11 protein-coding genes and 1 tRNA gene are annotated in these 9,647 nt (G+C 68.3%); 1 reads left to right on the top strand and 11 read right to left on the bottom strand.

Annotated features, from left to right (window positions below; translation table 11 throughout):
• Positions 1-410: GNAT family N-acetyltransferase (locus ACSGC5_RS13730; protein ID WP_434971163.1), on the top strand; the 410-nt coding region annotated here is incomplete at its 5' end.
• A 53-nt stretch (positions 411-463) separates the two neighbouring features.
• Here ACSGC5_RS13730 and ACSGC5_RS13725 read toward each other — a convergent pair.
• From ACSGC5_RS13725 to ACSGC5_RS13675, 11 genes are all read right to left on the bottom strand, one after another.
• Positions 464-1,186: an ion channel gene (locus ACSGC5_RS13725; protein ID WP_434971162.1), complete on the bottom strand. Its 723-nt coding sequence runs from the start codon at positions 1,184-1,186 to the stop codon at positions 464-466.
• Between the two features lie 44 nt (positions 1,187-1,230).
• Positions 1,231-1,303, bottom strand: a tRNA-Leu gene (locus ACSGC5_RS13720).
• A 53-nt stretch (positions 1,304-1,356) separates the two neighbouring features.
• Positions 1,357-2,739, bottom strand: a complete 1,383-nt coding sequence (locus tag ACSGC5_RS13715; RefSeq protein ID WP_434971161.1) for an NAD(P)/FAD-dependent oxidoreductase — start codon at positions 2,737-2,739, stop codon at positions 1,357-1,359.
• Positions 2,740-2,761: 22 nt separating this feature from the next.
• Positions 2,762-4,063 carry a S8 family serine peptidase gene (locus tag ACSGC5_RS13710; protein ID WP_434971160.1) on the bottom strand — a complete coding sequence of 434 codons (1,302 nt, stop codon included), beginning with the start codon at positions 4,061-4,063 and terminating at the stop codon, positions 2,762-2,764.
• The gene (locus ACSGC5_RS13705; protein WP_434971159.1) at positions 4,060-4,623 is read right to left on the bottom strand and encodes a DUF501 domain-containing protein; all 564 of its coding nucleotides are present in this window, start codon (positions 4,621-4,623) and stop codon (positions 4,060-4,062) included. The genes ACSGC5_RS13710 and ACSGC5_RS13705 overlap by 4 nt, the downstream gene beginning before the upstream one ends.
• 25 nt (positions 4,624-4,648) lie before the next feature.
• The gene (locus ACSGC5_RS13700) at positions 4,649-5,167 is read right to left on the bottom strand and encodes an FtsB family cell division protein (RefSeq protein WP_434971158.1); all 519 of its coding nucleotides are present in this window, start codon (positions 5,165-5,167) and stop codon (positions 4,649-4,651) included.
• A 35-nt stretch (positions 5,168-5,202) separates the two neighbouring features.
• The gene (eno, locus tag ACSGC5_RS13695; protein ID WP_434971157.1) at positions 5,203-6,483 is read right to left on the bottom strand and encodes a phosphopyruvate hydratase; all 1,281 of its coding nucleotides are present in this window, start codon (positions 6,481-6,483) and stop codon (positions 5,203-5,205) included.
• Between the two features lie 107 nt (positions 6,484-6,590).
• Positions 6,591-7,271 carry an O-methyltransferase gene (locus ACSGC5_RS13690; protein ID WP_434971156.1) on the bottom strand — a complete coding sequence of 227 codons (681 nt, stop codon included), beginning with the start codon at positions 7,269-7,271 and terminating at the stop codon, positions 6,591-6,593.
• Positions 7,272-7,302: 31 nt separating this feature from the next.
• Positions 7,303-8,211, bottom strand: a complete 909-nt coding sequence (locus ACSGC5_RS13685; RefSeq protein ID WP_434971155.1) for a CPBP family glutamic-type intramembrane protease — start codon at positions 8,209-8,211, stop codon at positions 7,303-7,305.
• Positions 8,208-9,233: a DUF1648 domain-containing protein gene (locus tag ACSGC5_RS13680; protein ID WP_434971154.1), complete on the bottom strand. Its 1,026-nt coding sequence runs from the start codon at positions 9,231-9,233 to the stop codon at positions 8,208-8,210. Before ACSGC5_RS13680 ends, ACSGC5_RS13685 begins: the two co-directional genes overlap by 4 nt.
• Positions 9,230-9,640, bottom strand: coding sequence for a GntR family transcriptional regulator (locus tag ACSGC5_RS13675; RefSeq protein ID WP_434971153.1), 411 nt, complete (start codon positions 9,638-9,640; stop codon positions 9,230-9,232). Before ACSGC5_RS13675 ends, ACSGC5_RS13680 begins: the two co-directional genes overlap by 4 nt.
• Positions 9,641-9,647 lie beyond the last annotated feature (7 nt).

Genomic DNA, 9,647 nt, shown 5'->3' with positions numbered 1-9,647 from the left:
CGTTCCTGAGTCACGTCGATCTGACCGTGAGTGGACTCCAGTCGCCGACCGTGCGGCTCTGGATTGAGCGCGACGAGTCCGGCGCAATCGTTGCAAGCACCGGCTATGAGCTGAGTAGTGACGGTCTTCACGCGCTCATCCGCAGCGTCGCGATCGCCCCGCAGCTGCGGTGTGGTGGCCGAGGCACGGAAGCGGCGCGATTTGCTTTGCATCACGCCTCGGAGCAGGGCGCGCAGCGCGCCTGGCTATTCAGCCGCCGCTCGGGACCGTTCTGGCAAGGCTTGGGATTCATGCCTGCCGATCGGGAGCAGTTGGGTCAGGCGCTGCCCGACGCGCAACAGGTGCGATTGTTTCGCCGGACGGGTCAGTTCGACCGCGAAATCGCGTGGTCGCGCCGTCTGCCCGAGTAGCGTGCCTAGCCGGCAGAAAAGAGCAACATCGCAGCGCGCTGTTGAGGCACGTCCTACGCCGCCGACCGCAGTTCCTGGATCATCGACTTCAGCTCGCGGATCTCGTCGCGCAGCTCTTCGACCTGAGCCTGCGTCGCATGGGTCTTTCGCTGAGTGTCATCGGACACCCGCTCAACGATCCACGATGCCAGCGTCGCTGTCACGACACCGATCAGCGCAATGCCGCCGATCATGAGTCCGACGGCTACGACCCGGCCCGTCAGCGTCACCGGGAAGTAGTCCCCGTATCCAACGGTCGTAATCGTGACGAACGCCCACCACACCGCGTCACCGACATTCTGGATGTCGCCACCACCCCCCTGCTCGGCATCGAGCACAGCGAGCCCGGCGAGAACGATAAGCAGCACCGTGCCACCGACGGTGTACACAACCACCTTGCCGCGGAGCCGAGTGCCGGCGCCTCGATTCAACAGGGCAATGATCGTGAGGAATCTCATCAATCGCAGCGGGCGCAGCATCGGGAGGACAACAATGGCGAGATCGATCAGGTGTCGGTAGAACCACCTCCACCGATTCTCCACAACCACCAGGCGAACCACGTAGTCAACGGCGAACAGCCCCCACGTTGTCCAGAGCGTCGCTTCCGCTATCGCGTCGACGACACCCACAGGCCGATAGATGATCTTGATCGCGTAGGCAATCAGAAAGAGGCATGCCGCAATCATGAGCGGCCACTCAACGGCGCGCTCCCACCGTTCGACTCGTTCCCCGTACATGGCGCCGATCATTCCAGACGCGTCGTGTCAGGAACCGTGCCGTGTACCCCCGGTGGGACTCGAACCCACACTTGAGCGATTTTAAGTCGCCTGCCTCTGCCATTGGGCTACGGGGGCGCCGATGTCGGCGATCCCACGCTACCCCGCAGGGGCGCCGGCGACGGGCAGCGTCAGGACTTCGTGCCCACAGGCGTCTTGGCGGGCTCCGCCGATGCCGCCGGGGGCTTCGGACGCGCTGCGAACTCCTCGAACACGTACCTCGGCTGCTGCACTGTCGAGAGGTTGACGATGTCGCGCCCGAGCCAGAGGTTGTTCCACCAACCCCAGATGACGCGCCACTTGCGCTCCCACGACGGCATCGCGAGGCCGTGGTAGCCGCGGTGCGCGAGCCAGGCGATGAAGCCCTTGAGCGCAAGCTTGCCCGACTGGAACACACCGTTGTACAGACCAAGGCCCGCGACGGCGCCGAGGTTCTTGTGCACGTACTCGACGGGAAGCTCGCCGCGCAGGACCGCGGTGATGTTCTTGGCCATGAGCTTGGCCTGGCGCACCGCGTGCTGCGCGTTCGGGACGCAGTATCCGCCGACCCCACCACCCGTGAGGTCGGGCACCGCGGCCACGTCACCCGCAGCCCAGGCGCCCTCGACGATTTCGTCCTCGCTGCCGACCCGAAGGTCGGCACGGGTACGGATACGGCCCCGCTCCTCCACCGGAAGGTCGCTGCCACGCACAACGGTCGGGTTGGCCATGACACCGGCGGTCCAGACGATCAGGTCGCTCGGGATGACCTCGCCCGTCGAGAGCTCGACGTTGCCACCGACAGCTCCGGTGACCTGGGTGTCGAGGTGGACGGCTGCGCCGCGCTCACCGAGCGACTTCATGACCCACTTGCTGGTCTCCAGCGACACCTCGGGCATGATCCGACCCATCGCCTCGACGAGGTGGAAGTGCGTTTCCTCGAAGCTCAGCTCGGGGTACTTCTTCAGCAGCGCGGAGGCGATGGAGCGAAGCTCCGCGAAGACCTCAATACCGGCGAACCCACCACCGACCACGACGACGGTGAGCAGTCGCTCCCGCTCCGGGCCCGGGGGAAGGGTCGCTGCCTTGTCGAAGTTCGAGAAGAGCTTGTCGCGGATCGCCACAGCTTCCTCGATCGTCTTGAGCCCGATGGCGTTGTCGGCGATCCCGGGGATCGGGAACGTCCGTGAGACCGCACCTGCGGTCACGACGATCTGGTCGTACTCCTCCTGCCACGGCTCACCGATCGACGGCGTGACCGTCGCGACCTTGTTGGCGTGGTCGATACCGGTGATCTTCGCGGTGACCACGCGCGTGCGCTTCAGGTGGCGACGCAGCGACACGACCGAGTGACGGGCCTCGATGGAACCCGCAGCCACCTCGGGAAGGAACGGCTGATACGTCATGTATGGGAGCGGATCAACGATCGTCACCTCTGCTTCGCCGCGGCGGAGATGCTTCTCGAGCTTCCAGGCCGTATAGAAGCCGGCATACCCTCCGCCGACAATAAGGATCCTGGGCGTGGTGTTGCTCACGATGGGAGAACTCCTGGGGTGGTCAGCGGCGGGGCGCGCGAGACGCCAATCGGACGCGTCGGACAGCTGCGGTGACGCCGAGCGCCACCAGTATAGCCGCGACAGTCACCGCCGCGAGCGGGAGCGTCCCGTAGAGCAGCGAATCGGTACTCGGCAGAAGCGGTGAGCCCGCGGCCTGCTGCTCCACCGGCGGCAGCGGCTCCACGGCGGCGGGCGGCACCGTGGGCTCCGGATCGGGCACCAGGTCGGCTCGGCGATAGATCGTGATCCAGTCGGCGAGACTGCCCAGCGGGTTCTCGTTGACCGCGGGGACGGATGCCGTCACTGCGGCCTCCGCATCCACAAGACCGTAACCGTAGAGCGGGTCCGGAAGCTCGCTGACACCGCCGGGTGGGATCGCGGTGCGAATGATGCGGTTGATCACATCGTCGGCATCCATGTCGGGGTAGGCCGATCGCACGAGGGCCGCGACCCCGGCCACGATCGGCGCCGCGCCGCTGGTCCCATCCCACTCGACAACAGTGCCGTCGGCCGACACTCCGAGGAGGTTCTCGCTCGGGGCGGCGACAGCGATGGTGATGCCCTGCGTAGAGGCATCCAGACTTGCGCGTCCCTGGGGATCCACCCCGCCGACCACGAGCACACCCGGGATCGTCGCGGGCGCTCCCACGAGCGCGGTGCCGCTGCCACGGTTGCCGGCGGCGGCGACCACGACGACATCGTGCTCGAACGCGTACATGAACGCGTCATCCCAGGTGCGATCCCAGTCGGGCGTGTTGGTCGTGAACGACAGGTTGATGATGTCGGCGCCGTTGTCGACTGCCCAATACATCGCCTGCGCGATCTGCTCGGTGAACGGCACGGACGCGGACACGCCGAAGCCGACCGAGATCGACAGCAGTTCGGCCTCCGGCGCCACCCCGAGCATGCCGGTGACTGGACTTGTCCCTCTCGAGGCGGCCAGGGATGCGACCCAGCTGCCGTGGTCCGGGTCCCGCGCCCCGACAGGGGTGCGGCCATCGGGAGATCCCAGGCCCGAAAGGTCGGTGCCCCCGACGACTCCCGAGAACTCCGCAGGGCCCTTCCCGATCCCGGTGTCGATGACCGCGATCCGCACGCCCCGACCGGTGGATGTCTTCCACGCGTCACGGATGCCGTAATCATCGAGCCAGTACTCGGCGGCGCGCAGCGGATCAGCATCGGACGGCGATGACGACGGCGAGGGCGGGACGGTGAACCCGGCCAGCGCCAACACACCGGCCAGCGCGACGGCGGCAATGCCCGTCCGGATGACGCGGCGGCCCGCCCCGCCGGACACGCTCATGCGCGTCCCTCCGCACCGTCACCGTCACCGTCACCGTCACCGCGCAGGGCCGCACCCGGGTCGACGCACTCGCAACGATCGGGACTCCACGTCGAGAGGGCGAGCGCTCGATCGCCGATCGGGTTGACCCCCGGTCCGGCGGCGAGGGAATGCGCCAGGAGCGCGTGCAGGCACTTCACCCGCGTGGGCATGCCCCCGGCCGAGATCCCGGCGATCTCGTCGGGTTCCCCGAACGCCGCGCGATCGGTCAGATACCTCTCGTGGGCGTGGCGGTAGGCATCCGCCAGCTCCTGGTCGGCGTCGAGCTGATCGGCCAGCTCGCGCATCGTGTGGTCGGCTTCGAGAACCGACATGGCCACGGTGGCACCCGGGTGCGTCAGATAGTAGAAGGTCGGAAACGGCGTGCCATCGGGCAAGCGTGGCGCGGTGGCGACAACCGTCGGGTTGCCGCACGCGCAGCGGGCTGCGATCCCGATCACTCCCCGCGCTGGGCGGCCGAGCTGAGTCCGCAGCACAGCGAGTTCTGCCTCGGTGACGGGAGGGAACGGTGGTGTGGACACATCCCCAGGCTACCTACCCAACCTGTCAGGGCGTCGCGGTCGGCTCTGACGGCAGGGGTGTGGGATCGGGGACCCCGATGAGGGGGATCGCGGCGGTCTTGGCGAGGCCCGCGGCAGTCACCGACCGGACCAGTTGCGACATCCAGTCCGTCGCGGTCTGAACGACCTCATCACTCACGGGCTCCTGCTCAGCGGGTTTGGCCGAGTCAGGGAGGTCGTCATCGACCAGGTAGACGACCTCGCCGGGCCGCACGTAGTACAGCCGCTCGCGAGCCTGCGTCGTGATGTAGGCGGGGTCCTGCCACCGGTCTCGCTCCGTCTGAAGAGCGGCGATCTCCTCCTCGGTGACCTGGACGGCCTGTTCGAGCGCGGCGATCCGCTGCCGCTGTTCGAGGTAGGTGCCGAGCGTGGGAACCAGCACGAAGGCGGCGAGGACGACAAGGCCCAGCATGATGACCATGAAGCCCGAGAGCCGGATGCCGCCGAGCCACGCGCGCACATCGACCCGGCGCGGAGAACGAGAACGGGGAGCCGGATGCGTCATCTCGGCTCCCCTCTCGTCAGACCTCTTCGGGTCGATCAGCCCTTGAAGCGCGGGAAGGCTCCGCGTCCGGCGAAGACCGCCGCGTCGCCGAGCTCTTCTTCGATGCGCAGAAGCTGATTGTATTTCGCGACGCGCTCGCTGCGGGCAGGCGCACCGGTCTTGATCTGACCGCAGTTCACGGCGACCGCGAGATCGGCGATCGTCGTGTCCTCGGTCTCGCCGGAGCGGTGCGAGAGCATCGAGCGGTAGCCGTTCGAGGTGGCAAGAGCCACGGCATCCAGGGTCTCCGACAGCGTGCCGATCTGGTTGACCTTCACCAGCAGCGCGTTGGCAACACCCAGGTCGATGCCTCGCTGCAGGCGGCTCGGGTTGGTGACGAACAGGTCGTCGCCGACCAGCTGCACCTTCGAGCCGATCGCCTCGGTGAGCGACTTCCAGGCGTCCCAGTCATCCTCGGCGAGCGCGTCCTCGATCGTGACGATCGGGTAGTTCGCGACGAGGTCGGCGAAGTAGTCGGTGAGCTCGGCTGCCGTCCACGGCTTGCCCTCGACGGTGTACACGCCGTCGGAGAAGAACTCGGTGGCCGCGACATCCAGGCCGACGGCGATGTCGGTGCCGGGCGTGAAGCCCGCCTTCTCGATCGCCTTCATGAGGAAGTCCAGGCCTTCGCGGTTGCTGGGCAGGTCGGGGGCGAAGCCGCCCTCGTCGCCGAGGCCGGTCGCAAAGCCCGCGGCCTTCAGCTCGCCCTTGAGGACGTGGTAGGTCTCGGTGCCCCAGCGCAGCGACTCGGCGTACGTCTCTGCCCCGATGGGGGCGAGGAAGAACTCCTGGAAGTCGATGCCGTTGTCGGCGTGCTCGCCGCCGTTGATGACGTTGAAGAGGGGAACGGGCAGGATGTGCGCGTTCGGGCCGCCCAGGTACCGGAACAGCGGCAGGTCGGCGCTGTCGGCTGCGGCCTTGGCCACCGCGAGGCTCACGCCGAGGATCGCGTTCGCACCGCAGCGGGACTTGTTGTCGGTGCCGTCGGTCTCGATGAGGATCTCGTCGACAATGCGCTGCTCGCTCGCCTCGACGCCCTCTAGCGCGGGGCCCAGCTCGTCGATGACGGCCTCGACGGCCTTGAGCACGCCCTTGCCGCCGTACCGGCTCTTGTCGCCGTCGCGAAGTTCATACGCCTCGAACGCGCCGGTCGACGCGCCGGAGGGGACGGCCGCCCGCTGGACGGTGCCGTCTTCGAGGAGGACTTCCACCTCGACGGTCGGGTTGCCGCGCGAATCGAGAATCTCGCGCGCGCCTACAGCCTCAATCAATGCCACGAAAGGACTCCTTGTGTTGGAGGGTGTGTGTCGGAGCGTCGTCGGTCCGCTCCCGAGTCTAGTGACGACGGATGCCGCGCCACAGGCCCGCTCGGGCGGAGAAAAGCTCAGCACACGACGGCGAGCGCGATCCCGTCCCATCCCTTGCGGTCGAGGGTCTGCAAGGCCGTCGCATCGAAGCGCGGATCATCGCGCAGCATCTCGAGGCAGCGTTGGGTGCCGACGACGTCGGAACGTACAGCGCCGGGGTCTGCGACCGCTCCGCCGCGGCCGATGTTGTCGACGACCACGACAGTCCCCGGGCGTCCGAGCCGGGCAGCCCAATCCAGGTAGAGAGTGTTCGATTCCTTGTCGGCGTCGATGAACACGAAGTCGAAGGCCTCCTCCCCTGCCAGGGTCGGCAGGATCTCCGCCGCACGCCCGATGCGGACCTCGACCCGTTCAGCGACCCCCGCCCGCTCGAGGCTGCTCCGCGCGATCGCCGCATTGTCGGCCTCGGCCTCGATCGTGACGACCCGGCCATCCTGGGGCAGAGCACGGGCAAGCCATATCGTCGAGTACCCCCCGAGCGTGCCGATCTCAAGCACCCGGCGCGCTCCGGCGATGCGGGCCAACAGGTGCAGGAATTTGCCGTTGAGCGGCGCGACCTCGATCGCCGGCAGTCCTGCGGCGCTCTGGGCCGTGATGGCCGCCTCGAGCGCCGGCTGATCGCCGACGAGAGCGTCAGTCAGGTACCGGTCGACGCGAGTCCAGGCGTCGGGAGTGAGCTCTGTCGTGTCCTCGGTCATGCGCTCAGCCAAGCGCGCGTGCGCGCACGGGTCAACCACGCTCACCAACGGGTGCCGTGAACCGTCCCGAGGCAGCGAGCACGGCGATCACGATCGCCAGCAGGACCCAGGTGACCGCGCCGAGGGGGCCCACGACAGCAAGATCCGGCCGTGCTCCGGCTGCCGCGACAAGAAAGACGACGCCGCCTGCCGCGTTCAGCGACCCGTGGGCGAGCACGGCGGGCCACACCGAGTCCGAGCGCAGTCGCAGCCAACCGAGCAGCAGCCCCCACATGACGCATCCGCCGATCATGAAGAGCACGCCGCTCAGATCGGGGCGGCCGAAGTTGTAGCCGAGCAGGATCACCGGGCTGTGCCAGAGCCCACACACGATCCCGGTGATGACGAGCGCAGGCCAGGTGCCCAGCGGCATGAGCGCCGGCTGCAGCCATCCGCGCCATCCGATCTCCTCCCCCGCGGCGAACACGCTGTTGATCACGGCGCCGAGCGGGATCTGGACGAGTTGCAGCACAAGGAGCATCTGCAGCGGCGGGAGGGCGGTGCCATCGGGCACGGCAGCCGTGAGCTGCTCGTGGAGGCCCGAGAGGTTCACGAGGTCGAGGCGCACCCATCCGAACGCAGACGAGATGAACACCGCCGCCACGACGATCACGATGGGAACGACGAGCGCGAAAGCCAGATAACCCAGCCACCGACGAACCGGGCCGAGGGGCCACAGCCCGAGGAAGGCTCGGCGGTCCTGCCGGGGTGAGCGGAGCAGGATCACGACGACGAGCGTCGCGATCGCTGGAGTGAGCATCATCGCGGGAAGCAGGAGGGTTGCCAGCGGTGACGCGATGCCCGCCGGTTCGCGCCACAGTGGCAGGACGACGAGCCACGCGAGCCCGAAGGCCACCGCGACGAAGACGAGGATCGGGACGACGGGTAGCCGGGCACTCATGAGCGGCCTCCCGCAACGGCGCGAGCGCGGAGAGCCTCCAGGACGCCGGCGGCGGTCGCCGCGTCATCCACGGTCACAACGAACGTGCTCGCACCCGTGCGCGAGACCTCGAGCGCCTCGCCGCGTCGCAGCACGACGCCGGTGCGTCCGTCGAGTCCTTTGCGGACCCCCCACCCACCGAAGTCCGCCACGGGGTTCACGCTGACGATGCGAACCGCCGTCACCGCCGACAGCGGCACACGGAACCGCGGGAAGCCCAGCAGGCTCGTGACCTGCAGACCCTTGTCATCGACTCGCACCCGGAAGATCGCGGTGGCGAGGATGGCGACGGTCACGACGAGCGCGACGGTAAGCAGGATGGGCCAGATCGCGCCGCCCGTGGCCGCGGTGTACCCGGCCGCAGCGAACAGCACGAGCGCACCTCCGACGAGCGCCGTGATCGTCGCCCGACCCAGTGCCGCCGTTCGGACCCACATCACCCGCTCCCCGGGAGCGAGCGGGGTGATCGCGACCTGTGCGGAGGCTGCCGCCGTCCCGCCGCTGAGCACAACCCGAGGCTGCCCGTACCATGCACCGACTCCGAGGATGACCGCCACGACACCTGCACCGATCATCGCCGGTACGACAGACCCGGCATCCGCGGCCGAGGCACGTCCCGCTTGAGCGGTGAACGACCACGTGACAGCCACAAGGAGGCCGCCAACCAGCGCGGGCGCGATCGCACCCAGGAAGCGCATGGTCGGCCCCCACTCACCTTCGCGCGAACCGAGGAGGACGAACATCGCCAGCAGCGCCGTAACCCCCACCCCGAAGGCGCTGCTCAGCGCGGGGACGAGGCCTGGCGCAGCGAAGCCATCCGGACCACCCGACGCGGTCCAATGGACGGCGACCGGGTCAGGCACGTTCGGTAGCACGATCAGTTGCACTGTCACGGCGGCGATGGTGAGCAGGAGTGGCACCGCGACGCCGATCCACAGGTAGGCGCGGCGGGCGCGGGCGAACGCGGGCGAGGAGACGGTCATGTCAGATCTTCCTGAGGGAGCGAACGAGGGGCGGGGGACGCGGGAGGCTCGAGAGGGGGCGGATCGATCTCGGCCAACAGCGACGCCAACACGGTGGGCGCAAGCCCGAGGCTGCGGGCGCGGGCGACGAGCGCCGCCACCTCACCACGCAGCTGCTGCAGGGCGTGTGCGGCATCGGTCACGACTGCCCCTCGGCCGCGGCGCATGTCGACGAGGCCTTCGTCGCGCAGCACTTGGTACGCGTGAAGCACAGTATGGAGATTGAGGTCGAGGGAGGCCGCGATCTCCCGGGCGGCAGGCAACCGCTCCCCGGCATGGATGCGGCCGGTGGCAATGCCCGCCCGCACTGACGCGGCGACCTGCTCCCAGAGGGGAGCATCGCGGGACGGATCAATCCGGATGAGCATGCAAAGT

It is taken from the genome of Microbacterium sp. bgisy207, from assembly GCF_965345035.1.
Classification (GTDB): Bacteria; Actinomycetota; Actinomycetes; order Actinomycetales; family Microbacteriaceae; genus Microbacterium.
The sequence above is the reverse complement of the archived record's forward strand: the minus strand, read 5'-3'. Positions and strand labels throughout refer to the sequence as shown.